This window comes from Rhodococcus artemisiae, from assembly GCF_036327795.1.
In the GTDB taxonomy this organism is placed as follows: Bacteria; Actinomycetota; Actinomycetes; order Mycobacteriales; family Mycobacteriaceae; genus Rhodococcus; species Rhodococcus artemisiae.
Genome location: NZ_JAUTXY010000002.1, coordinates 408818 through 434267, shown reverse-complemented (window position 1 = coordinate 434267; position 25450 = coordinate 408818). Strand labels below are relative to the sequence as shown.

The window sequence follows — 25450 nt, the reverse complement described above, 5'->3', positions numbered from 1 at the left end:
CGGAAGCGGAGTCGGGGCACGAGGGGGGCGACACCCGGCGGCATCGTCGCAATCCAGACTGTCGGTGCGGTGTATCGAATTCCCCAACCCGAGGTGAACTTCCGACCTCGAGCGGAAGACGTTCGCGGTAGCATGTCCGCCCACTACGAGACCGGCCCCACACCATTCGGTGCGGGGCCGGGATTTCATGATGCGCGCAGGACCGCGCGGATCACCGGGTGACCGTGTTCGAGCGAGACGAGGACGAGGTCGGCGCGCTGACCGGTGCCCAGAGCGCCCCGGTCCGCGAGCCCTACTGCCGTTGCCGGGCCACTCGTGACAAGCGACACCGCAGCCGGCAACGTCATGCATCCGTCGGCAAGGGAGAACGCCGCACCGAGCAGCGACGACGGGAGATAGTCCGACGCCAGCGCGGTCACCAGTCCCAGCTCGGCAAGTTCACCGGCGGAGACGTTGCCCGAGTGGGAGCGTCCGCGCAGCACGTTCGGACCGCCCATCACCACGGACATGCCGCGATCACGCGCTTCCCGCGCCGCCTCGACGGTCGTGGGGAACTCGGCGACGTTGCCTCCGCGCGCGGCCAGATCGGCGATCTCAACCGCCGATTCGGGATCGTGGCCGAAGACGCGGGCCAGGCCCTTACGCGACTGCTCGGCGAGCCAGCCCATCGTCTCGTCGCGGACCCCGGCGTTGGCCTCGCGTTCGGCCGCCAGACCGTCCACCACTTTGCGCGCGTCCTCCGCCGAGATACCCCGGACGCCGGCGATGTGGTTCTCGTAGTAGGTGCGGTCGGCGTACTGGCCGATCCCCGGCGTGTGGTCCTCGTGGGAGATGACAGCAGGTGTTGCTGCGGTGACGACACCTGCCGCGACGAGCCGATCGAATTCCTCACGCATGGCCTTGAATCCGGCCGCGGACCGCACATCGAGGCGATGCAGGACGTGGTGATCGACGAGTCGCGCGTCGGTGTCGCGCATGTTCCAGCCCTCGATCGACTCGCACATCTGCTGCGCGACATGGACGCTGCGTCCCGTCGTCGCGGTGGCGCGGTCGGAGAACGATGCACCGTGGAACACGGTCGTCACGCCCGCCGCCCGTACCTTGCCCTCGAACGACATGAGCGAGAACGCCCACGGCAGCTCGACTCCCGGTCGCGGGAGACGCTCCTTCTCGAGGCCGTCGGAGTGCACGTCGACCAGGCCCGGCAGACACAGGAGGCCGCCGCCGTCCACGTCGGGTCGCACTCCGGGAGTGGACGGTCCCACTTCCTCGATCCTGCCGTCACGCACGACGATGCGCGCATCCTCGAGAATTCGGTCCGGCAGCACCGCCCGGACATGCCCGACCACATAATTGAGCGGCGCGGACTGCAGCGTCCACGAGTCGGTGGTCGGCGCGGTCTCTGTTCCGGTCATGCTGCCTTCCCTAACACATCTGTAGCGGAACCGATTCGGTCGATGTGGCCGTCGGCGAACCGGACGACGCGTGTCGCGAGACGGTGCATGGCGTCGAGATCGTGGAACACTGCGAGCACCGCGACCCCGGACGCCGACAGCGACGCGATGAGTTCGAGTGCGCGTTCGCGGTTGACCGGGTCGAGGGCCGACACCGGCTCGTCGAGCAGCAGCAGCCGCGGTGGGTGGACGGTGCCGGCAGCGATGTTCACGCGCTGACGTTCGCCGCCGGAGAGCACGCTGCAATCGACGTCCCACAGCGCTTCGTCGAGAGAGAGTCGCTGCAGTGCCTCGGCAGCGGCGTCGCGGGCATCGGCTCGGTTCATCCCACGGCGACGTGCGGACGCTGCGACCACCTCGAGGGGCGCGGTGCGCGGCGGCGCCGACAGGAACTGCGACACGTAGCCGAGTTCGCGTCCGCGCAGTCGGGCCATCTCCCGGTCGGACAGCCCCGTCAGTTCGACCGGTCCGTCGTCGGTGTGCAACACGACCGAACCCGCATCGGGCAGGTAGCTGCGGTGCACGCAGCGCAGGAAACTCGACTTTCCGGCGCCCGACGGTCCTGCGAGCGCGACGTGCTCGCCGCGGCCGACTTCGAGGTCGACACCGTGGAGCGATACGACGGTGCGGCCGTCGATGGTGTGGAGCGTGAAGGATTTGCGCAGGTCGCGGACGGTGAGGACCGGATCTGTGGTGGTGGACTCGGACATGGTCACCTCCGTGCGGCTGCGACGAGCCGCTGGGTGTAGGGGTGGTGGGGGTCCTGGAACAGCTGGTCGGTCAGGCCGGTCTCCACGACGCGGCCGACGTTCATGACCAGCGTGCGATCGGTCAGTGCCTCGATGACCGCGAAGTCGTGGCTCACGACCACCGCGGCGGTGTCGCGCTCGGCGAGCAGATTCCGCAGCAGATCGAGCACGCCCGCCGCGACCGACGCGTCGAGGCCCGTGGTGGGCTCGTCGAGCAGCAGGACCCGCGGATCGGTCGCGAGGGCCTTCGCGATCTGCACGCGCTGGCGCATACCGCCCGAGAACGTGTGCACGGGATCGTCCATACGTTCGAGGGGTACCTCGACCTTCTCCAACAGATACGCTGCGCGGTCGCGGATCTCGTAGTAGTTGCGCCAGCCGGCTGCGGTGAGACGCTCGGCGATGTTGCCGCCCGCGGAGACCGTCATCGTGAGTCCGTCGGCGGGGTTCTGGTGTACGAGGCCGAGGGTGTCGATGCGCAGCGCGCGACGCTCGGTGTCGTCGAGGGCGAATACATCGGTGGTGCCGCTCCCGACGGTGGTCAGGAACATCGCGCCGTTCGTGGCCTTGTCGTCGCCGATCAGGCAGCGCAACACCGTCGACTTGCCCGAGCCGGACTCGCCGATCAGACCGAGTGCCTCTCCCGGTGCGACGTCGAAGCTTACGTCCCACGCGGCAACGACGGCGCCGGTGACCGGGCTGATCGCGGTGCCGGTGTCGGGACCGGTTCCGGGGACGGCGTCGGCGCCGCCGGGGCCGTGCACCTTGCCGACCTCCCGTACGGCGAGGGTCCAGCCGTCGGGGTGCGCGGGCACGGGACGATCGGTGAGTTCGGCCGGATCGCGGCGGGTCGCGGCGTGTGCGGCGCGGACGCGACGCTGCGGGTCGGGCAGGAACTGCATCGGGGCGTGCGCACTGTGGAGGGCTTCGTCGATGTCGGCGTCGACGACGCGGGTGCACCACTCGACGTCGCTGCACATCATCCGTCCGGGCGACGCCTCGACGAGGAACGTGTCGGACGAGCCGCAGCGCACGCAGATCTGGTCGTCGCTGCCTTCGACCTCGAACGGCACATCGTCGAACGTGAGCGGCTGTACCGGGGTGTAGGGCGGGACCGCGAAGATACGCTTCTCACGCCCCGCACCGAGCAGCGTCAGATGCGGTGAATTGTCCAGGCGCGGAACATCCCACCGTGGGATGGGCGACGTGATCATCACGTACCGGCCGTCGACGAGCACCGGATATCCGGTGGTCTTGGTGATGACGCCGTTGCGGACGAGGTCCTCGTAGAGACTGACCCACATCATCGAGTAGTCGGCCTCGGCGTGCATACGGGCACATTCGGTGACCGATTTCTGCACGGCCCGAAGCGGTTCCGAGTTGGGCACCTGCAAAACGAGGATCTGGTCCTCGGTCATCGGCTCCTCGGGGATACGGTGGCGCGACTGGATGATCGTCGACTCGCGGGTGTCCTTGGTGGAGGCGCACTTCTCGCTCGACTCGATCAGCCGTCGCAGGTTGGTGGCGTTGACGCCGTCGTCGTCGCCCTGGTCGATGACCTTGACGACGTCGGTGCCGCCGACGAGACCCAACGTGACCTGCAGGCCGCCGGAGCCCCAGCCGCGGGCGACGGGCATCTCGCGGGAGCCGAACGGAGTCAGGTAGCCGGGCACGCACACCGCGGTCAATGTCGCGCGGCGGATCTCGCGTTTGGATCCTTCGTCGAGGATGCCGCGTTCGCGGGTGGCGGCGTCGATCGCGTCCAGCGTGTGGGTGACGCGCGAGCCGGTGTCGCGAGTGGTGAGCAGGTCGGTCATCAGCAGGTCCTTCCGAGAGGTTCGGTGTTGCGGTCCGCGGCATCGTCGGCGCCGGCCTGCACGGCGATCTTCCGGTCGATCATCGAGCGGAAGGTGACGTAGTGCGGAAGCTTGAGATGTTCGAGGAAGCCACAGGAATCGAGACCGTCGGTGGTGAGCAGCAGGGTCTGCTCGAGGCCTCCGGTGTCGCCGAAGCGGCGGCACGCGATATCCAGGTTCGCCATCGCGATGGCTTTGCGTTCGTTGTGTCCGAAGCACAATCCGTAGCCGACGTCGAAGCGGCCGCGATCCTCGTCGGGGCCGTTGAGATCCTCGATCGCCTCGCATTCGGTGACACGAACATCACCGACGGAGAAAGCATTTCCGGTGTGGGGGTGACGGACGCGCACCGGGACGCGACCGTGTCGCACCTCGCCGAGGGTGACCTCGTGCAGGTTGCCTTCGGTGCCGCGGATCGAGCGGTACCACGTGCCGATCAGCGAGCCGGTCTCGGCACGTGCCATCGACGCGAGCACCGCCGAGCGTGGCGCCGGGGGTGCGGCGGGGTGGCGGGAGATGTCGAACGGCTCGGGGTCGGAGCCGTCGGCCGGGCGACTGTCGGCGAGCAGGTCCATCTCGCGCAGCAATTCCGAGAAGCGCTTCGGGTGACGTTCGGCGTCGGTGCGCCCCGGGGTGGGTGCCTCGTCGATGACGGTCGGTGGCGCGGTCCCGTCGTCGCGGACGAGCATACGGCCCGTGTAATCGCTGGTGCGGCCGAGCAACTGCGGGCCGTCCGGGGTTCGCCACGCCGGCACGATGCGGCGCAGGACTGTCATCTCGTCGGGGTCGACGGGTTCGCTGACTGCCAGTCGCGGCAGAGTCGACTGGTGGGCACGGACGAGATGAGTGGCCTCGATGACGTCGCCTTCCGCCTGGCGGAGTGCATCGGCGGCGGTCTCGGGGTCGTAGAGCGACCCCTCACCCATCACACGGTCGACGGCGAGCCGCATGCGGCCGGTGATCTGTTCGGTGGTCAGGCGCGGCGAGTTGTCGGCTTCACGTGCGGTTCGGACGAGACTTTCGGCAGCGAGGATCGCGTCGAGTCCGCCGCGGGCTCCGGAATATCCCATGTCAGTTCTCCTGTGCGGTGGTCGAACGCGGGGTGCTGATGCGAGTGGTACGCGCCAGCCCGAGGACGGCGCCGTCGTCTGCGACGAGCAGAATGTCGATGCCGGTGGGAAACTCGGCGACGGCGTCGTTGCGGGCGCTGCGCAGCGCGTCGTCGAAGCCGAGTGGCGCAATGGTTTCGGTGCCGTTCACGCCCGGTCCGGCGAGCTCGGCGGGCGTTCCGCCGTCGAGGGATCGGACCGAGCAGATCACGGTCGAGGCGCATTCCGGCGACAATGCGGTTCCACGTGTGGCGGACAGCAGTTCATCGCCCGTGATGGGACGAAGCGCAGTCACGTACCTCGCTTGACCGAGGGCTGCGACGGGGGCGCCGGTCGCGACAGTGAGCACCTCACGCCAGTCGGATCCGTCCTCGAGGACGGCGACGCCGGTTTCGAGGTCGGCGAGGGCAAGTGCGGGCAGCAGCGCGGGCGGAAAGTCCGTCGACGGCAGCGCCTGCGGCAGGCCCGGGCGACTGAACGCCTGCAACACTGCTCGATAGACCTGTTGTGAAACAACGGGATCGAGTCCGATTCCCATGACCTGGTCGGCGGCGGCGATGGTCACGTCAGCTCCTCGAATTGAACGATGGTCGGGGCGATCTGCGCCCATTCTTCTGCCTCGGCGCGAGCGAGCTCGGCTTCCATGCGAGCGCACAGGTCGAGCACATGACCGGCATTCCGGCGGCCCGCGGCGACCTCGGCATCGCACACGGCAGCAGCCAGCACCGCGGCGCGGTCGTCGCCCATACGCATGGCCCAGCCGCGGGTGCCGTCGAGCCGCACCTCCGCGTGGCACGCCAGGACGTTGCCGAGGAAGAAGCGTGCATGACCGATGGGTTCACGGACCTGGGTCGCAATGCACCCGATCTCCGGGGTGGTCAGGACGGTCAGTGCCGCGCCGTCGGACAGGCAGGCGTCGGCTGCGCCCACCAGATCCTGTTCGGGCGCCACGGCGAGCAGCTCGGCGAGCCGCTCCCGGCTGTAGGTGTAGGACGTCATGAGTTTCCTTAATGGTTCGAAACGGGAGGTTGGTCGCCGATCTCCATGACCACGCGAATCATGTCGGCGCGCATCCACGCGGTGCTGTAGGTGACGGCGACGCCGGTTTCGGCGTCGCGGTTGATGCTTTCGATGACCCACACGGGTGCGATGTAGGTCATCTCGAGTGCCTTGCCGATCTCGGGCGTCGGAAGTTCTGTCGCGGTGCGGCACCACGACCTCACCACGTCGAATCTGCCCATCTGGCGCAGAAGTTCGTCGAGTGATTCCTCGACACGCATGGCGGAGCCGAGTTCGGTGACGGCGTCACACGCCACCCATTCCTCCCCCAACGCGGCCACGTGGTCGTCCACGTACCGCAGGCGTCGCATGTAATGCGCGGGGGCGCCGGGCTCGATCCCGAGGTACCCCGCCGGGGTCTCGGGAGTCGGCCGGATCTCGGACTGCAACACAGACGAGCGCGGTATCGCTCCGGCCGCTTCGACGGTGCGATGCCACGACGGTCGCTTCTCCTTGGAGACGACGTAGTCGATGCGGCGGTTGACATAGGTGCCGGAGCCACGGAGCCGGCGGACGAGGCCGCGACGCTCGAGTTCCTGGACCGCCGAGCGGGCGGATGCCCGTCCCACGCCGAACCGTGCCATCAGCTCGTGCTCGCTCGCGAGTTTGGTGCCCGCTTCCAGTTGGGCGATCTCGTCGGCCAGCTGGCCGGCGATCTTGTGGTAACCGTTGCGCTGCGTCACACCGTAGACAGTGGCCGACCGAGTTGTACGGGCAACTTCACTGCAGGTAACCGGAAGGGAAACGCAGCTGAACGACCGGCCCAGTTGTTCGCGCCGATGATGCAGGCACGAATAGTTCTGGTGCTACATATCATTTCGGCATCGGAAGTGGACGGGGTCGGCCGCGCTCCCATACAGTGGCGCCCGTCGCCTTGACGCGACGCTTCTTCCTGAAGGTCCTCCCCGACACAGGAGATGCAGTTCAGGGCCCCGCCGGCTCCTCCCCTCGATTCGCCGGCGGGGCTCCCCTACCAGCCGCCCGGCCTCCCCGAAGGCCTGCACAGCGGCCGGTCCAGAACCTCCCCGACTCCGAATCGACCACCGGCGACGGCTGCCGTTCGACCATAGAACAATCTGCTCACTGACGTGCACCGAATAGCATCATCGTTCGTCGAATGCGCGAAAACGGCACTTCGGCCCCAGCGGCGGGGTGTAGACGACCGCGTCGCACTCCCGGCAGGAATGAGTGCGATGCCTGCCGCCGCACTCACACACCTGCGACCCCACCAGCACCCGATTCGCACCGAGTTCGTGACCGTTCGGGCAGCGCGAGGGCGAAGGCTCGGCCCATCCGGACGCGACTCGATACAGCTTCACCACTCGATCATACGTTCGATCGCCCGAGTGTTACTTACGATCGGCATGCCCGAGGTCGCGTGCCGGGTCGACGATGTCGCGGACGCGCTGTTTCAGAGTGACGATGTCGGGAAACCCGCCATCGGCCTTGCGATCCCACACCGCGCGGCCGTCCACCGCAATGTGGAAGATCCCGCCCGTACCGGGCACGAGTGCCACCTCACCGAGGTCGGTGCCGAAGGTGTTGAGCAATTCCTGCGCCATCCACCCCGCACGCAGTAGCCACTGACATTGGGTGCAGTAGGCGATGGTGACGCGAGGTCCGATAGCGGTCATGGAGACGAGATTATCGCGGATGAAGGAAGCCCCGCCGATCGTGGTGGGGATCGGCGGGGCTTCGACGCAGGCCGGAGATGGGGGGTACCGGCCCGCGTGGTCGTCCTCGCAGGGGGGACAGGAGGACGACGCGTTTTCGAGTCTATCGACCAAGATTGCTACTCGCGAGTATTGCCGAGAAACTACCCGATCGGGTAGGTACGACATCCGGCGGCAACAGGTGACGCAAGATCGTTCAGTTGGTCAGCGGCCCGGACTCATGTCTGCTTATCTGAGACCTGTGACGCCTCATCCCACCAGCAGGTGCCGCACACGCTCGGCACTCGCCACCGCTATCACCGTGACCGTTCTGTGCGCGAGTCCGTCCCTTGCAGTCGCGCAAGAGACGGAGCCTCTGGAACCCGATACCGCAACGGACACGCTCGTGTTCGACACCGAAGCTCTCGGCTTCGGCGACGTCATCGGATTCCGCGGGCACTCCGACGTCGTCACTCTCACCGTGCCTGCCCCTGACGGACTTCGACCCGAAGCGCTCGACGCCACGGTGGAGTTGCCCGCGAACATCGCGCGGGGCTCGATCGACGTCGAGTCGGACGGCCGTCTCCTGGCGCGGGTGGACCTCCCACCCGGGATCTCGACCGTCCCCGTCTCCATTCCCCTCGGCGGAGCTACCATCGAGAATCAGGCAGCAGTGGTCACGCTACGGCTGAATCTCTTTGCGGTGGACAATATCTGTCCCGAGGACTGGACAGATCGGTCGGCGGCTCTGAGAGACGGAGTAGTCCGCTACACCGGAACCCCCACCGACCCCGCCGCCGTCGCCGACTTCCTGCCGCCGGTGCTCGAACGCCTCGACCTGTACCTTCCCGCAGAGCCGAGCGCAGTCGAATCGGACACCGCAGTCGGTCTCGCTTCGGCCGTCACGGCGCGCTACACGGGGCGCCCACTCACCGTCGACGTCCGCGAAATCCCCCCGAACGGCATCCCGCCCGCTGCGGAGAGCCCGTTCGTCCGGCAGATCGTCGTGACCGAGACCGATGGCACCGACAGCGGTGCCGAGATCGGGGCTGTACCCGGTGGACCGTCAGCCCTCTACGTGAAGGGCGACACCGAGAGCCTCGCGACCCAGGCCCGCATCGTGACCTCGATAGTGTCCGGTCTGGCGGTATCGTCGGAGGTCTACGCCGAGCCGAGGACGGTGCCGCCTCAGCAGAGTCCCGACATCACCACCCTGGACGATCTCGGCATCGGCGATCAGACCGCGACGTCGGTCGGCGTCGCGCAGGTCCGGCTGTATCTCGACCAGGCACGGTTCGGGCGGCCTGTCGGCGACCTGCAACTCGACCTGAAGGGGTCGTACACGCCGCTACCCGAGACCGAGAGCGGGCTCCTCACCGTCGAAGCGGGCGATACCCTCCTCGACTCGTGGGCAGCTGAGTCCAGCGGCATCATCGACCGCGCCATCACCGTCCCACCGGAGGCGATGCAACGATCCACCGAGCTGACGGTCACGCTGCGGACCACCGGCGGTGAACGACACTGCGGTACGACTCAACCGGTCACGCTGATGATCAACGGTGACAGCCACGTGTCCAGCACGATCGCCGACCCACCGGTACCGGACGGATTCGCGTCTCTCCCCCAGACCCTCATGCCGAAATTCGACGTCGCCGCGACCGGCTCCGGGATCGTCGACACCGCGCGAGCCGTCGACATCGTCGCCGGGCTGCAGTCGCTCACCCCGATACTGCTCGACACCGAATGGGTGACGGCGGATGAAGCGGTCGCGTCGTCGGCACCCGCAGTGATCGTCGCCGCAGACGGCACCATACCCGGCGATCTGCCTCTCCGACTCACCGACACCGAGGACCGCCGGTTCGAGATAGTCGGTGCCGAGGGTGCCTCCGCGAGTCTCACGTTCGGAACCGATGTCATCTACGCATCGCTACAGGTGTTTCGCGACAACGACCGCACCGTCCTCGTCGCCACCTCCACCGACGCACCCGCCGAACTCGACCGCACTCTGACCTGGCTGGCGGTCGACCCGGACCGATGGCCGGGATTGACCGGGCATGTGCTGTTCACCGCGGAAGGCCGCGATCCCGTCGCGCTCGTCGATCCGCGAGGCGATGTCCTCGTCCCGGCCGAGCAAGATGCGTCGCCGACAGTCCGCTGGGCGCTGATCGGCACCGGAGTGCTCGTTACCGCCGGTGTCGTCGCGGCCGGGGTACTGCTGGTGCTGCGCCGGAATCGGCCGAGGCCGCAGTGACGGTCGCGACGATCACGCAGGCACCTTCTGCAAAGAAGGAGCCGCAGCCATTCGTGCACACCTGGGTCCGGTGGACGGTGATCGTCGCGGCCACACTCGTCGCGTTCCACTCGACGTGGAGCGAGTTGGTCGACGAAGTGCGCACCGGTACGAGCGGCGGTTACGTGCTGATCGTCCCTCCGATGGCCGCGCTCATCGCCGTCGGCATCACCCACCGGCGCAGACGCGAATTGCCGATCCACGACCGGCAGACCGACACGATCGTCGCGGTCCTCCTGCTTGCGGTGTCGGTCGCGCTCAAAGCCCTGCTGATGCCCAGATACGCCACCACCTACCAGCTCATGCACATAGACGTGCTGGCCGCATGGGTGTTCGCGTGCGGCGCGTGCGTGGCGATGTTCGGGCTTCGTGTCACCTCGCGGTACTGGTTTGCGTGGCTGGTGCTGTTCCTCTCGGCACCGATCATCTACCGCGCGATCCTGATACAGCTGGGCGGTTCGAAGGTCGCCGCCGGTGTCCTGACGCTGCTCCTCGCGTGCGCGGCCGTCGGCGTCGCGACACGAACCTCGCACGCACGCGGCATGATCGTCGGCGCGATCACCTTCGTTCTCGGGATCGTTCTCCTGTGGGTGGTCACCGCGCAGTGGCCCGACGCTGCGATCGGTCTGTACCAGTACGTCCCCACGGGGGCGGCATTCCTCGTCGGCGCAGGCGCGTACTTGTTCCGATTTCGCGGGATGGCACCTCGCGTGCTGCCGCCCAACCCGGTGAAGCCGGTGCAGGCGGCCCACGCTGCTCTCTACATCGTTCCGATCACAGTGGTACTGGCACTGGTCCCGCTCCCCGACCAGCGGCTCACTCCGGTCTCTGCCGGGCCACCGCCGACCGGCACGGTGACCCAGGTGGTCCCCGTCGGATGGCGTCAGATCAACTCGGTCGACTACGACTGGCCGAGCGACTACTTCCGGGATCCTTCGACCCTCCGGCGTCAGATGATCCGCGCCGACGAGGTCCGCCCGGACTGGGACGCGCTCCTGCGGCCACGCACAGTCGCTCTACAGACACTGCAGGTCGGTCGGGTCGGCACGTTCGAGGTCTATCCCACGGAAACGATGTACAACCTCCGCGACGCACGCGTGAGCCCCAAGGACTACATCGATCTCGGACGAGAAGTCACCGCCGAGTACTTCACGGTCGTGGACGATGACCTGCTACTCACGTGGAGTCTGCTCAGCTTCATCTGGACTCGCGGCGACGACGCTCAGCGCGTCACCCTGCTGACCGTCGACAATCACGAGTTCGACGCCGAATTCCCTCAGCCCGTCCCGAACTCGGTCGCCAACATCAGAGTCCTGCTGCAGATACTCCTGCGCGGCAATGCATCCGTGTCCGATACCGACCCCGAATACAAGGACCGGGAGATGCTCTCCGAGATCGGACGCGCGGTCGTGGAGGCGCAATGGCAAGGGAGGTGAGGATGCGACCGGAGGTACCGCCGGAGGGAACCGCGGCGTACGTCGAATACACGCACGCGGCATTGCACGATGCCGTATTCGGGCTCCGCGAGCGCAGCCCCGTGTCGTCGGCGTCGGTCGCATTCATTCCGGTGCAGAAGCGGATCGGGTGGTCGCTCCTCGTCGTCCTCGTGGTGGCCCTCGTGGTCGTCACGAAACCGGCGCTCATCACACTCACCGCCTTGTGCACCTTCGGCTACATCGCGACCCTCGCCGACCGGCTGCTGCTGTTCTCGCGCGGCCTGAACCGTGACGCGATCGTGCAGGTCAGCGACGAAGATGCGCTCGCACCGACCGACGACCGATTGCCCGCGTACACGGTGCTGGTGCCCGCATACAACGAACCCGAGGTGGTCGGCGACCTCGTGGCCGCGATGCACGCGATCGACTACCCGGCAGAGAAGCTGCAGGTGCTCCTACTGCTCGAGGAAGACGACACCGTGACGATCGACGCGGCCGAAGCGGCCGGACTCGGCGCGAGCGTCGAGATCCTGAAAGTTCCCGCCGCGGATCCCCGTACCAAACCCAAGGCATGCAACTACGGGCTCCATTTCACGACCGGCGAGATCGTCACGATCTTCGACGCCGAAGACCGGCCGGACCCACTTCAGCTGCGCCGCGTAGTCGTCGCGTTCGACCGTGTGGGTAGCGACGTCGCATGTGTTCAGGCGAAGCTGGCCTTTCACAACGGCTCTCAGAACATGCTCACGGGTTGGTTCACCGCCGACTACGCGCTGTGGTTCAGCTTCATTCTGCCCGGGCTGATGGTGTCGAAGGCGCCCATTCCCCTGGGTGGCACGTCGAACCACATCCGGCGCAGCGTGTTCGACGACATCGGAGCGTGGGATCCGTACAATGTCACCGAGGACGCCGACCTCGGCGTCCGCATCGCAGAGTCCGGCTACCGCACTGCTGTCCTGGACTCGACGACACTCGAAGAGGCCAACAGCGACCCCATCAACTGGGTTCGACAGCGATCCCGCTGGTACAAGGGGTATCTCCAGACTTGGCTGGTGCACATGCGTCGGCCCATGCAGCTGCGACGGGCGATCGGCGCCGTCGGAATGTGGCGCTTCACCACGCTGCTCGCCGGAACACCGATCATTGCGTGCTTGAACATGGTGTTCTGGCTGATCACCATCTCGTGGCTCTTGGGACAGCCGCACGTCATCGAAGAGATCTTTCCGACGTATGTGTACTTTCCGGCGCTGATATCGCTGGTGTTCGGCAATGCTGCAGTGGTCTACATGAATCTGGTTGCGTGCCGCGAATCATCGAACTCGGCGCTGTGGTGGCCGTGTCTGACAGTACCGATCTACTGGCTGTTCATGTCGATCGCGGCCATCAAAGGGACGTATCAGCTGATCCGCAATCCCTCGTACTGGGAGAAGACCTTCCACGGACTGGACTCATGACGCCCCGTTCGTCGCGGGTGTTCTGGGCGACATGCGCACTCTATGTCGCGGTGGGGCTGTGGCTGGCTCTCGAAGTCCGGTACTTCCAGGGTGATTCACTGAGCCGAGTGTCCGCCGCGCGGACGGTCCTGTTCTCTCGCGACCCGCATCTCGCCGCCATCGGATTCGTGTTCACTCCCCTCACCGCGATCGCGCAGCTGCCACTGGTAGCGCTCTCCGACTGGTTTCCCGATCTCACGCGATTCGCCATCACCGCCATCGCGATGTCCGCGCCGTTCATGGCGGGCGCCGTCGTCCAGATCCACAGGATCGCCTGCGACCGCGGGTGTGCACCGTGGCTCGTGTGGACGGTGACGGCGTTGTTCGCCTTGAACCCGATGATCGTCTACTACGGCGCCAACGGCATGAGCGAGGCACCGTTCCTGTTTCTGTTGTGTTGGGCGACCCGTCGCCTGATCCGCTGGTGCAGTACCGACGACATCCACGACCTCGGATTCGCCGGTGTTGCACTCGGTATCGCGTACCTGGCGCGATACGACGCGCTCGCAGCCGGCGGCGCCGTCACGGTGTTCGTCGTGATACTCGCGCGATGGCGGACTCGCCGATCGATGCCGCGTAGCCGGCATCCGGCCATACTCGACGGCATCCTGTTCGCGTCGCCGATCGTGTTGTCCTTCGGTGTCTTCGCCGCGATCAGCTGGTTGATCACCGGCGACGCATTCGCGCAGTTCTCGTCGTCGTACGGAAACGCCGCCATCATCGAGCAGAGCGGCGGCGGTTCCGCGGGCGGCCTTTCTGCGCTCGCATTCTCCGTCGCGGAGATCGTCGCACTGGGCCCGGCATTGCCTCTGTTGATCCCCGTCGTCATCGCGATGGCCTGGCGTCGGCGTGACCTCGAACCCCTCGTCCCCTTCCTCGTGTTCGGCGCGGTGATCGGATTCGCCATGCTGTCGTATGCGCGCGGGGCGACATTCCCGTTCCTGCGTTTCTACCTGTGCGCGGTGCCCGTGCTCGCGGTGTGGGTGATCCAATTGGCGCCACGTCGCGGGCAGTTCGTGTCGCGGAGACCGGGCACCTACGCTGAACCGCGCCCTACCGACAGCGGCGGTCTCGCACCACTCGGCGCGCTGCTGCTCGCGTGCGGCCTGCCGATCACCTTCGTCGCCATGCTCGATTCCGAGCTGTCGCAGGAACAACACGCGCTGCGCACCGTCCTGTTTCCGGATCCCGACGACCCATCGGATCTGAGAGAACAGGAGGAGCGGATCATCGCCTCGTTCTCGACCGAACGGCGCCTCGCGCAGTATCTCGACCAGCAGAGCCTGCCACCCGGATCGGTGCTCATGGACACCGTGTACGGATTCGCTGTGATCACCGCGACCGACAGACCCGACACCTACGTCGTCCCGTCCGACGCCGACTTCACCGAGGTATTGAACCAACCCGCCCGGTTCGGGGTCCGATACATTCTCACCGTGCCCAACGAGGGGCGAGGAACATCCGACGCCGTCAACCGGCGCTACCCGACGATCTTCGAGACCGGCAGTGAGATCGCTACTCTCGAACTCGAGATTCCCAACGACGGCGACAACCAGCCGACGTGGCGGCTCTGGCGGGTCGACAGCTGACGATCACCGTTCATCCGAGCGTCGTGTGTCGAGCGAGGACCTGCCGCAGCGGATCGTCGGGACCGATATCGAAACTGCAGTCCGTGGGACGAGGATCGGGCACGAACGCCCACATCAGCGCCCCCGCTGTCCCGAGTTCCCGGTAGTGGGTGAGCCTTTCGTCGACAATGTCGGCGCGTTCCTCCAGGGTGCGGCAGCTTCCGGCCTCGATTCCGACCTCCCCGACGAGCAGCGGCTTGTCGGTCTCGGCCAGACGCAGCGCGAGGAATCGACCGTCGTCGTAGTCGTGGTACTGCGCGACGTCGACGGACGGAGACCCCACCACGATCACGAATCCGTCTCCTGCAGTGCCACATTGATTTCCGCCGATCGTTCCCAGAGTGATCGGGTGATCTCGGTCGTGGTCGCGCACGATGCGCCCCGCTTCGTCGGTCCACTTCCTCAGGATGATGGCCGCATCGGGAGGGCACTGCCGTCGCTCGAGTGAACAGTCACCGTCCGGACACGTGGCCGCCTCGGGCTCTCCGAGCAGTTCCCACATGGCGAGTGCGGGTGAATCACGCCAGCGCTCGACGGACTTCGTCACCCAATCCTCGTAACTCAGCGAGTGCCCGTCCTGGACCTGCCGCCAACCGTCGACGTACCAGTCGCGCTGCTTGTATCCACCCGCGTCGCAATCGCTGTCCTGTGGTGCCAGCACCGGCACGACGAGCTGATTGTGACGTGCGGCCGCATCGAACACGGCATCGAGAGCAGTGAAATCGACCGTCCCGGTGTCCCGATGGATGGCGTGCGATTGGAACGCGTCGAAGCGCGTCAGCGAATTCGGGGGCAACGAAGCGAAGAAGGCGTCCACATCGACCTGCGCTCCGCATCCCTCGTTGAGCGACCAGTCGGTAGCCAGCTGATAGGCGTTCATGCCGGTGGGCCACCACTGTCGGCCGTCGAGCAGGAGGTGGTCGCCGGCGACCACTACCTGCGAGCTCGACTCCGTAGGTGACGGTCGCGGGGAGGTGTCCTGCGCACACGATGCCACCAACAGCAGGCACGCGACGAGCACTGCAAGGCGCATCCACTGACGGTAACCGACGTGGGCGCCATCGCTGCCCGATTCAGCTGGGACGCGCGTCGGGATGTTCGTGCACGAAGTTCAGGTACGCCTTGGACGGGGTCGGGCCACGCTGGCCCTGATACTTCGATCCCACCTTCGAGCTGCCGTACGGATGCTCGGCCGGGCTCGTCAGCCGGAACAGGCACAGCTGCCCGATCTTCATTCCCGGCCACAGTGTGATCGGCAGGTTCGCGACGTTCGACAGTTCGAGGGTGATGTGCCCGTCGAAACCCGGGTCGATGAAGCCGGCCGTCGAGTGCGTGAGCAGACCGAGGCGCCCGAGAGACGACTTACCTTCGAGCCGGCCCGCGAGGTCGGACGGCAGCGAGCAGCGTTCCATCGTCGACCCGAGAACGAACTCCCCCGGGTGCAGCACGAACGATTCGTTCTGGGGAACCTCCACCAGCGAGGTGAGCTCGTCCTGCTGCTTTGCAGGGTCGATGTGGGTGTAGCGGGTGTTGTTGAAGACGCGGAACAGACTGTCCAGGCGCACATCGACGCTCGACGGCTGCACCAGGTCCGGGTCGTATGGATCGATCCCCAGATGTCCGGAGGCGATCTGGGCGCGGATGTCGCGATCGGAGAGCAGCACGGGTAGAGGTTAACAACCTCGCTCGCGCGCCTCAGCTTCTGTTGAGGTGGGTGGCCATTGCGAGGAGTAGCTCGGTACATTCCTCGATGACATCGTCCCGGTTCAGCGGCACGGTTTCGTCGAGCCACGCGGTGAGCGCCTGTGCGAGACCACCGACGACGTAGTGAGCGGCGAGGTCGAGGCGCGGGCTGGGTTTGACCTCGTAGAAGTTCTCCGCCTGCAACATCACCAGGCCGGCGAACATCCGGGTGGACTCGAGCCGCCGCTTCGCGAGTTGCGGGTTGGCCTGGCTGACGGAGAACAGCATGCGGCCGAGCCTGGGGTCCTCGCCGATCTCGTGCACGATGTTGCCGACGCACGCTCGGACGAGGGCCCGGTCCTCATGCGGTGCCTCTGCTATCGCCGCCAGCGTGCTTTCGGCGATGCGCTGGACGACGTAGTCGTACACCGCACCTGTGAGTTCGTCTCGATCGGCGAAGCTCTCGTAGAAGTAGCGCGATGCGAGGCCGGCACGTTTACAGACGCCGCGGACGGACAGAGTCGGTTCGCCGTCGGCGGCGCCGAGCAGGTCGAGACCGGCGTCGATCAGCTTCGCCCTTCGGTCGGCCAATCGTTCCTCGCCCGCGCGTCCACCGTAGATCCGTCCTGTCGCCATGCTGCCCATCATCTCAGCAAAGGTCCTTTACGCCCGTCTTTCATCTGAGTACAGTCGTAAGCAATTTTCGACCTCGGAGGAGAGTTCAGCATGCCCACGATCGAAAAACCCGCAGGTCTCGATGATGCGATGGACGGCATCGGCCTCGCCGCAGGTGCGGCGAACATCATCATGCAACTGTCGTGGCCAGGTGTCGGCTACGGCGTATTCGAGAGCCGCGTCGAGTCGGGCCGCCTGTTCGACCACCCGTACAAGCGGAGCCGCACCACCCTCGGCTACCTCGCTATCGCAGCCAAAGGCACCGACGAAGAGAAGCGAATGTTCCGCAACGGCGTGAACAAGGCACACGCCCAGGTGCGGTCGACCGAGACGAGCCCCGTCGAATACAACGCCTTCGACCCCGAACTCCAACTCTGGGTCGCCGCGTGCATCTACCGAGGATTCGAGGATGTCCACCGCGCGCTGTACGGGCCGATCCCCGAACACGCCGTCGATTACTTCTATCAGCGCGGCGCAACCTTCGGCACCACCCTGCAAGTCAAGCCCGACATGTGGCCCGCCGATCGTGAACTGTTCGAGGAGTACTGGAACGAAGGTCTCGCGAAGGTTCGGATCGACAACGCCATCCGCGAACACCTGATCTCCATCGCGCGGATGGAGTTTGTCCCCAAGCCCGTGTCGCTGGTGGCGGGACCGATCAACATGTTCTTCACCGCGGGATTTCTGCCGCAACGGTTCCGTGACGAGATGCTGCTGTCGTGGACGCCTCGCGACCAACGCCGATTCGAGCGCATCATGCGCGCCATCGGCAAGGTCAACAAGCGACTTCCGCTCGCCGTCCGCGAAGCACCGTACCGGCTGTTGCTGGCCGACATGCGATGGCGGATCGAGACCGGACGCACGCTGGTATAGCGGTTTGCGGTAGCGGTCGGAGAGTCTGCTAAAGTTTGCTCCGAGCGTGGGGCAGAGTCGATGAAAATCGACAAAAAGCCCAGCGTGCCGATGTAGTTCAATGGTAGAACACTAGCTTCCCAAGCTAGGTACGCGGGTTCGATTCCCGTCATCGGCTCCAAAGAGTGGTCACCCATTAGGGCCACCTATTGAATCTGCGGACGCAATCGGACCCTGATTTCCATCGCAACTCCGCCAAGCGGGTCAGATTCGGCAGATCGTCAGCTTGACCGCGGCGGAATTCCCATACCGATCGAGCCGTGTCGCGTCTCGCGGCGGCTGCGGACGGGTAATTCCGCGCCGTGGTCGAAGTCGAGCCACGAAACCCCGTGGATTTCGTTGTCGGGGCGGGGTCTCTATCTGCCGGACCGGGGCGAATCCGAGGGCTCTTCGTGGCGCCGAGAGGCGAAGTGACGCGGCCGGGTGCGGGTTGGGTGCTCCCGCGCCGCAGCCCTATTTTATCCAGATCCTTTTCTGGATAAAATAGGCGTGACAGACAAGGCCGCTACATGGCGTGGAGACAGGGAAACACCAGATGGCGTACAGGACGTTGAAATCGATCTTTCACCAACGAGATCGTGCTGGAGCCGACGCTGAGGAACGGGCGCGACGAGAGTCTCCCGCCGCCGTCCACTGGGACCTACCGCTCGGTGAACACTCGATGTTCGCGCTGATGACACCCGAAGTCGCAGCGCTGATTGAACGGATCATGAGCTTCGAGCCCAAGATTCAGGCCGAGTGGGACGGCCTTCCGGGCCACGCGCGCCGCCACTACCTGCATCGGATGGTGATCGACGAGATCCAGGCAACGAACGAGATCGAACAGGTCCGCTCGACTCGAAAGGAGATCAGCGAGGCAATCAAAGTGGTGCGGTCGGAACAGCCCCTCGCGACCAAGCGGTTCGCGGAGATGGTGCGACTCTACCTCGACATCGGCAACGACCAGGCCGAGAGTCCGCAGACGCTCGACGACATCAGGGCCGCCTACGACGCGGTAACTCGGGGCGAGATTCGCGATGAAGACGCCCCCGACGGGCTGCGGTTCCGGCAAGGACCGGTGTCGATCACATCAGGAATCAAGGTCGTGCACACCGGCGTGTTTCCCGAATCTGCGATCGACGACGCGCTGACGCTCATGCTGAGCCAGGGACGCGACGACTCGATTCCCCGGCTGATCAGAGCAGTGGTCGCGCACTTCATCTTTGAGTACACACACCCGTTCTACGACGGCAACGGCCGAACCGGGCGCTATCTTCTCGCGCTGGACCTTCGACAGGTGTTGGCTCCTTATGCGAGCCTGGCATTGTCGGCGACGGTCGCCGATAACAAGGATCGTTACTACCGAGCGTTCTCCGACGCGGAGAATCCTTTGAATCGCGGAGATCTGACGCCCTATCTGGTCGACATGCTGGAGATCATCGCCGAGGCGCAACATCGCCTGCTGCTAGACCTGTCCGAGCGTCGGCGGAAGATCGAGACGCTCGCGACGCGAATCCAGGTCCTGTTGGAGGATGAGCAGTTTCCGCTGAACGTGGGACTCGATCGCGAGTCGGCGCCGCCGGTTGTTGGCGACGACATCGGTGAAGTCCTCTTCACTTTGGGCCAGGCCCACCACTTCGACGCGAACCGCGCCGTCAAGTTGAACACCCTGGCAGACGCAGTGGGCCGATCCAGTCAGTTCGTCCGCCCGCGACTTCGGCGCCTAGACGATGCCGGCATCATTGAGACGGTTACGAGGAAACCGCTGCGTTTCCGGCTCACAGCGCGGGGCGTTTCGCTCCTCGAACTGGACGGGGAGTGATTCTCGCCAGGTGAATCGTCCCGGATCTGATGCCGCTTTCTTCCTTGAGAGGGATGCCGTTCGCAGGGTGTGATCTGACGACCATTCAAGGTGTGATTACCAACTGGTCAGTCCAGCCGCTCCACTACCAGCGCATCACAACCCGCAATAGGTGAACACCTCTCCAAGCAATAGGCCCTGGTCACCGACTGGATTCGCTGCGACTGCAGCAGTCCCTGTCGGCATCCAACCGGGACGGCAGTACGAATCGGGTACACCGGCACCACTCTTCAGGATCAGCTCGGGTCGGTCACCTCGGTCATCGACACGGTTGTCCTGGTGCTCAACGCATTCGCGATCATCGCGTTGCTCGCGGCGTCCATCGGCATCGTCAACACGCTGTTCATGGCAGTACAGGAACGTACCCGCGAGGTCGGGCTCATGAAGGCCCTCGGTCTGTCGAGCGCCAGGGTGTTCTCACTCTTCAGCGTCGAGGCCGTCGTCATCGGCCTGCTCGGCAGCGCGCTCGGTGTCGTCGGTGCCGTAGTCGTCGGCAAGATCTCGGCGGCGGCGCTCGACGGCACGATTCTGGCGGATATGCCCGGGCTGACGATCATCGCGTTCGAGCCCACGACGATCGCCACCGTGATCCTCGGAATCATGGCGATCGCCTTCCTTGCTGGCACACTGCCTGCGCTCCGCGCTGCCAAACAGGACCCGATCGCCTCATTGCGCTGTGGCCTCACTCAGGGCACCACCGAGTTGGCGCTACGCGCGTATGCGGACGGAGTCCGCCCGAACACAGTCGAACATATCGAGGTGACCATGACGCCCTATGCACACCGCCTCGTCGGCCATCCCTTCACACCAGACGAAAATCCGCGTGTTGCAGCACAATTCAATGCATCGCATTGTGTCGCGGGAGCGATCCTCCATGGGGCGTCGCGTTTGGAACACTTCAGGCCTGATACGATTTCCGGCACGGAAATGCTGGACCTGATCGGCCGAGTAGTCGTGCGCGCCGACCCGAAGCTGGATGAACAGGGCCCCGGAGCAACACGATTGACGATTCATACCACAAGCGATGACGTTCTCGAGTACGGCATCGACACACCACCCGGGTTCCCTGGGAATCCCCTGACTCCTGACGATCACGAGAATCGCCTGCGCGACTGCCTATCGGCAGCACCCCGGCTCGGGGTATCGGCACACACCGACCAGCTCGTCGAATCGCTCCGAAAACTGGACGAACTCGACGACATCACCACTCTGATCAAACATCTGACAGCTTGACCGAAAGGAACTGAACACCACGACCCGTCTCTCCGTAGAAGTCCCCGGTCTGCACCACGGCGGACTGCCGATCCCCCAGGCATCCGTCGTCGGAAATCTCCTTGCATCCGGAGGCATCGTCGCTCTCGATCCGGAGAAGAACGAAGTGCCCACCGACACCGAGGCGCAGGTCGAACTCGCCTTCGCCAACCTCCGCCGCACCGTCGACGCAGCCGGCGGACGGGTCGAGGACGTCGTCAAGTGCACAGTCTTCGTTCGCGACAAGTCGATCCGGCCCATCATCGACAAGCATTGGGTCGCAATGTTCCCCGACGAGACCAGTCGCCCGGCACGACACACGATCAGCATCGACCTTCCCGAACCCCAACAGATCCAACTCGAGATCATGGTGGTCCTGGGACAGGGCTGATCCTCCTGGCGAAAATGGACCACTCGCGCGAACCCCTGTCGCGGGGCCGAGAAGACTCGCGCCTTGCTGCCACGCCGAGGGGGAACCTGTCAGCCAACTGTAGGTGCCGATACAGCCATGGTCCCCATCGGCTCCGACCAGCATGCCGATACGCTCATCGCGACCACGGGGTTACCTAACCCAACGACAGGCTTCGGTGCGCGGTACCTACCGGGCCACCGAGACCGATCGTGCACCTAGTAAGTATGCATACACGGCGGTTTCAGGAGGCCAGTGCAACGCGGGGCCGACAGAATAGGCATAGTTCAACACCCCTCCAATCGCCTCCACTGTGGGTGGCCCTCCCGATCCCGTTCGCAACGCCGCCGCGAAAGACTCATCGACCGCGCAACGTGCACCACGGGACCGAGACCCGGAGCAGGTAAGGCACCAGCGCTCTGATGCAGACCGTCACCGCCGAATCAGCTATGGGTGACGGTCTGCATCCGTCCCACCCCGCACCGAGAGCGCGTCAAATTCGGAGATCGAAAATCTCATCACGGATCGCGGCAGATCCCGTTGGCCGAACTCGGCGAGCATGCTTCCCGCAATGCCCACAGCGCTAATATGATTCAGATCACGAAATTAGATCTGTGGCAGACATAAACGAACGCACCAATAAAGGGTAGCGTTACCTAACATGACCGGCTCGGTCTCCCGAGCACAAGCACCCACGGTCTGTCCGGAATCGCGCGTCGCCGACGGCAACCTGCAATCCGGCACCAATCGACTTCACTTCTCGTCAAACCCATCTCGTCAAACCCATCTCGTCGAACAGCAATCGGAGAATCGATGCCCGTCAAACGAAGCAGAAGGCGTCTCGTATGGGCAGGAATCATCACCGCCGCATCGTTGGCGGTAGCGCTCAGTAGCTGTTCGAGTGCCCAAGACACCGCCGCATCGGCAATCAACACCGTCAGCCCACCGGCGTCCACCGGCGACTTCGTCGCCCCGCGAGCCGTACCGGAGGGAATGGGCAGCGGTGCGCAGGACGGTGAGTTCCCGCGCACCGTCACACACTTCCAAGGCGAGACCACCCTCGACGCACAGCCCGAGAATGTGGTCGTCATCTCCACCGGTCAGGCCGACGCATTGCTGTCCGTCGGTGTGGTCCCGGCCGGATCGACGCGAGGGGACGGCGCCGACCTGATCCCTCCGTACCTGCTCGACACCTATCCGCAGTACCGAACCGAACTCGACAGTGTCGTCGACGCCGGAGGACGGTTCACACCCAACTTCGAAGCGATCGCGAACCTCGCTCCCGACCTCATCCTGATGAACACCGCCGGCAAGGACGCGGACACTCTCTTCGGGCAACTGTCGGAGATCGCACCGACGGTCGCGACGCAAGGGACCGGCGTGTACTGGAAGCAGGACTTCCTCCTTGCTGCGGACGCACTCGGCCGGACAGAGCAGGCACAATCCCTACTCGACGAGTTCCACTCCGACGCCGCGGTCGTCGGAGCCTCACTCGAGGCGGCGCCCACGGTGTCATTCACCCGCAAGAACGGCGACCGATTGCGCATCTTCGGAGTCCCGTCGTTCACCGGGAGTATTGCGGAGGACGCCGGACTCGCGCGGCCGGCTTCTCAGCAGTTCGACGAGACATCCCGGGACATCAGCGAAGAGGAACTGCCGGTCGCCGATGCCGACCGGCTCTTCTACGGCGTGCAGGGCGGCGATCCGTCGACGCTCACGCAGACTCCGCTCTGGCCGGAACTTCAGGCGGTCCGCACGGGTCGGGCTATCGCCGTCGACGACGACACGTTCTACCTCAACACCGGCCCTACCGCCGCGAGACAGGTCCTCACCGTTCTGGAAGACACCGTGCAGCAGTAACACCCATCGTGGCAGGATAGCCCGGGCCTCGGCGAGACACAGTGGATGGATGAGATATGTCGGTGCACAATCCAGCGGATCTCTCGCGCGCGTTGATCGATGCAGCGTTCGAATTGCGCAGGGCCCTGCGCGAATACATGGTCACCTCAGGTGAGGACGAGACACTCCCGGAAGCACAGTCGGAGGTGCTGCACGATGTGGCGAACAACCCGGGCACTCGGATCGGCGAGGTGGCACGCCGACTGTCGTTGCGGCCGAACACGGTCAGCACATTGGTCCGGCATCTGGAGGACAAGGGCCTGCTCGAACGCCGACCGGACCCGGCAGACGGGCGGGTGAGCACGCTCACGATCTCGGGGGAACGGACCGCGCGACGCGATCGCCGGGCAGAGCGCCGCGTGAGCGCGCTGGCCGACGAAGTGGACATGCTGCCCTCTGAAGACCTACGGCGGCTCACCGATGCGTTACCGGTGCTCGCGCGGCTCAATGTGTCACTACGTACTCATTCGCCAATCGCACAACGCCGGACGTAGCACGGCCTTGGGGCATTATCGGCCGAGTCGGGTCCGGTGGCGCGATCTCCACACGATAGAATCGCAGCGGCGATGGATCCCGCCGGGGTGCGCCGAGCACCCGAACCGCCTGCCGGCTGATGGTTCCTGCCCCACATGAGTGGGCAGGACACGCGCTGCCCGCAGGAAGGCTGGCGACTATGCCGCACATTCCTCCACAGCCCACGGTCGAGAGACTGATCCCGTTCTCAGGACACCCAGTGGTTGTCGGTGTCACCCCTGGTCTACCTGATCTTGTCCCCCTGACTGCCGCAGCACTTGCCCAGGCGTGCGGTGCCCCGCACGTCTACTTCGCTTATGCGGATCCGTCACGTCATGTCGTGTCGGAGCATCCTGATGGTTCTGTGACGCATGCGCCGCTCGATCCGGACAGCAGCGACGAGTCGTGGCACGAGCGTGAGGTGCAGTGCCTCGAACGCCTCCGCGAGCTCCTTACCGACGTCGCCTGCGACTGGTCGTTCCGCTTTCTCGCCGGCCGGCCCGATCGCGCATTGACGCACCTGGCACGAGCCGTCGATGCAGCGGCAATCGTGGTCGGAACCCGCGCACCAGGTCCGGGCGCTCATCTGCGCGAGCTGATGGAAGGCTCGGTTGCAGTTCAACTTGCTCACCATCAGCATCGACCTGTGGTGACCGTTCCGCTGACGGTTGTGGACTGGAAGGCCACCTCGAGCTCATGGGACCGATGAACATCACTGACCGCCGAAGGGGGACTGTCTTTCTCGCGGCCATGGTCGGGCTCGGCTCCGGCCTCGGAACGCTCCTTCGGGCCGTGATCGAACGCGCCTACCCCGCGGAAGTCGGCGAATGGCCTTGGTCGACATTCGCTATCAACATCATCGGCAGTCTTCTTCTCGGTGCGGTGCTGGAGTCGCTCGCGCACGCAGGCGCCGACACCGGCTGGAGGCGGGCTGTGCGACTGTGCGTGGGCACGGGGCTCATCGGTGGGTTCACCACCTACAGCACCTATGTGGTGGAAGTCGACCGACTCGCCCAGTCGGGACACTCCGCTCTCGCAGCCGCGTATGCCGTGCTCAGCATCGCGCTGGGAATCGCCGCCGCAGGCATCGGTATCGGCGTTGCCGCAGCGGCATTCTCGCGACCACGACCGGGACGGGCGGAGGAAGGCGAATGATCCTCGCTCTGACCGCCCTTGCCGGTGGACTCGGCGGAATAGCCCGGTTTCTCGTGGACACTGCGGTCAACCGCCACAACAGGTGGTCGCTGCCGTTGGGCACTTTCGTGGTGAATGCAACAGCGTGTCTGTTCCTCGGGCTGCTCACGGGTTACGCGCTCGGTCATCCCACATGGGACGAGATCTACGCTGTGTTGGGCGTCGGCCTGCTCGGGGGCTATTCCACGTTCAGTACCGCTTCGGCGGAGGCGATGCGGCTACTCCACGTGGGACGCTGGCGTGCTGCACTCGTCCACAGCGGAGGGATGCTCATCGTCAGTGTTGCGACCGCCGCCCTCGGGCTCGGACTCGGCAATGCCCTTCAGTAGTCCCACTGGCCCAAGGGAG

General features: G+C 65.4%; 24 protein-coding genes, 1 tRNA gene and 1 riboswitch. Of the genes, 14 read left to right on the top strand and 11 right to left on the bottom strand.

Going from position 1 to position 25450, the window contains the following annotated elements; genetic code table 11:
- Window positions 1-185 precede the first annotated feature (185 nt).
- The 8 genes from Q7514_RS06335 to Q7514_RS06300 form a co-directional block, all read right to left on the bottom strand.
- Entirely contained in the window at window positions 186-1415 is a 1230-nt protein-coding gene (locus Q7514_RS06335; RefSeq protein WP_330132394.1) for an alpha-D-ribose 1-methylphosphonate 5-triphosphate diphosphatase, read from the bottom strand.
- Window positions 1412-2164, bottom strand: coding sequence for an ATP-binding cassette domain-containing protein (locus Q7514_RS06330; RefSeq protein WP_330132393.1), 753 nt, complete (start codon window positions 2162-2164; stop codon window positions 1412-1414). The genes Q7514_RS06335 and Q7514_RS06330 overlap by 4 nt, the downstream gene beginning before the upstream one ends.
- Before the next feature lie 2 nt (window positions 2165-2166).
- Window positions 2167-4020 (bottom strand): alpha-D-ribose 1-methylphosphonate 5-phosphate C-P-lyase PhnJ, encoded by a 1854-nt coding sequence (locus Q7514_RS06325; protein WP_330132392.1) that lies wholly within the window; start codon window positions 4018-4020, stop codon window positions 2167-2169.
- A complete protein-coding gene (locus Q7514_RS06320; RefSeq protein ID WP_330132391.1) occupies window positions 4020-5129 on the bottom strand; it encodes a carbon-phosphorus lyase complex subunit PhnI in 1110 nt (369 codons plus the stop codon). Before Q7514_RS06320 ends, Q7514_RS06325 begins: the two co-directional genes overlap by 1 nt.
- 1 nt (window position 5130) lies before the next feature.
- A complete protein-coding gene (gene phnH / locus Q7514_RS06315) occupies window positions 5131-5733 on the bottom strand; it encodes a phosphonate C-P lyase system protein PhnH (protein ID WP_330132390.1) in 603 nt (200 codons plus the stop codon).
- Window positions 5730-6167, bottom strand: coding sequence for a phosphonate C-P lyase system protein PhnG (locus tag Q7514_RS06310; RefSeq protein ID WP_330132389.1), 438 nt, complete (start codon window positions 6165-6167; stop codon window positions 5730-5732). The genes phnH and Q7514_RS06310 overlap by 4 nt, the downstream gene beginning before the upstream one ends.
- 8 nt (window positions 6168-6175) lie before the next feature.
- A complete protein-coding gene (locus Q7514_RS06305) occupies window positions 6176-6910 on the bottom strand; it encodes a GntR family transcriptional regulator (RefSeq protein ID WP_330132388.1) in 735 nt (244 codons plus the stop codon).
- A gap of 666 nt (window positions 6911-7576) precedes the next feature.
- On the bottom strand, window positions 7577-7861 hold the full coding sequence (locus Q7514_RS06300; protein ID WP_330132387.1) for a SelT/SelW/SelH family protein: 285 nt from the start codon (window positions 7859-7861) through the stop codon (window positions 7577-7579).
- 424 nt (window positions 7862-8285) lie between these two features.
- On the opposite strand from Q7514_RS06300, the gene Q7514_RS06295 reads away from it, so the two are divergent.
- From Q7514_RS06295 to Q7514_RS06280, 4 genes are read left to right on the top strand one after another with little or no spacing between them, the layout of a single operon-like run.
- A complete protein-coding gene (locus Q7514_RS06295; RefSeq protein ID WP_330132386.1) occupies window positions 8286-10130 on the top strand; it encodes a hypothetical protein in 1845 nt (614 codons plus the stop codon).
- Window positions 10131-10183: 53 nt separating this feature from the next.
- On the top strand, window positions 10184-11605 hold the full coding sequence (locus Q7514_RS06290) for an archaeosortase/exosortase family protein (protein ID WP_330132385.1): 1422 nt from the start codon (window positions 10184-10186) through the stop codon (window positions 11603-11605).
- 2 nt (window positions 11606-11607) lie between these two features.
- The gene (locus Q7514_RS06285; RefSeq protein WP_330132384.1) at window positions 11608-13059 is read left to right on the top strand and encodes a glycosyltransferase; all 1452 of its coding nucleotides are present in this window, start codon (window positions 11608-11610) and stop codon (window positions 13057-13059) included.
- Window positions 13056-14687 (top strand): ArnT family glycosyltransferase, encoded by a 1632-nt coding sequence (locus tag Q7514_RS06280; protein ID WP_330132383.1) that lies wholly within the window; start codon window positions 13056-13058, stop codon window positions 14685-14687. The genes Q7514_RS06285 and Q7514_RS06280 overlap by 4 nt, the downstream gene beginning before the upstream one ends.
- Before the next feature lie 10 nt (window positions 14688-14697).
- On the opposite strand, the gene Q7514_RS06275 is transcribed toward Q7514_RS06280, so the two are convergent.
- From Q7514_RS06275 to Q7514_RS06265, 3 genes are read right to left on the bottom strand one after another with little or no spacing between them, the layout of a single operon-like run.
- On the bottom strand, window positions 14698-15759 hold the full coding sequence (locus Q7514_RS06275; RefSeq protein WP_330132382.1) for a glycoside hydrolase 5 family protein: 1062 nt from the start codon (window positions 15757-15759) through the stop codon (window positions 14698-14700).
- A 40-nt stretch (window positions 15760-15799) separates the two neighbouring features.
- Window positions 15800-16390: a dCTP deaminase gene (dcd, locus tag Q7514_RS06270; RefSeq protein WP_330132381.1), complete on the bottom strand. Its 591-nt coding sequence runs from the start codon at window positions 16388-16390 to the stop codon at window positions 15800-15802.
- Between the two features lie 31 nt (window positions 16391-16421).
- Window positions 16422-17045 carry a TetR/AcrR family transcriptional regulator gene (locus Q7514_RS06265; protein ID WP_330132380.1) on the bottom strand — a complete coding sequence of 208 codons (624 nt, stop codon included), beginning with the start codon at window positions 17043-17045 and terminating at the stop codon, window positions 16422-16424.
- Window positions 17046-17135: 90 nt separating this feature from the next.
- On the opposite strand from Q7514_RS06265, the gene Q7514_RS06260 reads away from it, so the two are divergent.
- From Q7514_RS06260 to Q7514_RS06215, 10 genes are all read left to right on the top strand, one after another.
- Window positions 17136-17957, top strand: a complete 822-nt coding sequence (locus tag Q7514_RS06260; protein WP_330132379.1) for an oxygenase MpaB family protein — start codon at window positions 17136-17138, stop codon at window positions 17955-17957.
- 86 nt (window positions 17958-18043) lie between these two features.
- Window positions 18044-18117: transfer RNA gene (locus tag Q7514_RS06255), tRNA-Gly, on the top strand.
- A 552-nt stretch (window positions 18118-18669) separates the two neighbouring features.
- A complete protein-coding gene (locus Q7514_RS06250; protein ID WP_330132378.1) occupies window positions 18670-19797 on the top strand; it encodes a Fic family protein in 1128 nt (375 codons plus the stop codon).
- 318 nt (window positions 19798-20115) lie between these two features.
- A complete protein-coding gene (locus tag Q7514_RS06245; RefSeq protein WP_330132377.1) occupies window positions 20116-21069 on the top strand; it encodes an FtsX-like permease family protein in 954 nt (317 codons plus the stop codon).
- A gap of 10 nt (window positions 21070-21079) precedes the next feature.
- On the top strand, window positions 21080-21478 hold the full coding sequence (locus Q7514_RS06240) for a RidA family protein (protein ID WP_330132653.1): 399 nt from the start codon (window positions 21080-21082) through the stop codon (window positions 21476-21478).
- An 831-nt stretch (window positions 21479-22309) separates the two neighbouring features.
- Window positions 22310-23356, top strand: a complete 1047-nt coding sequence (locus Q7514_RS06235) for an iron-siderophore ABC transporter substrate-binding protein (protein ID WP_330132376.1) — start codon at window positions 22310-22312, stop codon at window positions 23354-23356.
- Between the two features lie 62 nt (window positions 23357-23418).
- Complete coding sequence (locus Q7514_RS06230) at window positions 23419-23889, top strand: MarR family winged helix-turn-helix transcriptional regulator (RefSeq protein ID WP_330132375.1); 471 nt, start codon at window positions 23419-23421, stop codon at window positions 23887-23889.
- 59 nt (window positions 23890-23948) lie between these two features.
- Window positions 23949-24025, top strand: a riboswitch (Fluoride riboswitch).
- A gap of 103 nt (window positions 24026-24128) precedes the next feature.
- Window positions 24129-24617, top strand: a complete 489-nt coding sequence (locus Q7514_RS06225) for a universal stress protein (protein WP_330132374.1) — start codon at window positions 24129-24131, stop codon at window positions 24615-24617.
- Window positions 24614-25063, top strand: a complete 450-nt coding sequence (locus Q7514_RS06220; protein ID WP_330132373.1) for a fluoride efflux transporter FluC — start codon at window positions 24614-24616, stop codon at window positions 25061-25063. The genes Q7514_RS06225 and Q7514_RS06220 overlap by 4 nt, the downstream gene beginning before the upstream one ends.
- Complete coding sequence (locus Q7514_RS06215; protein WP_330132372.1) at window positions 25060-25431, top strand: fluoride efflux transporter FluC; 372 nt, start codon at window positions 25060-25062, stop codon at window positions 25429-25431. Before Q7514_RS06220 ends, Q7514_RS06215 begins: the two co-directional genes overlap by 4 nt.
- Window positions 25432-25450 lie beyond the last annotated feature (19 nt).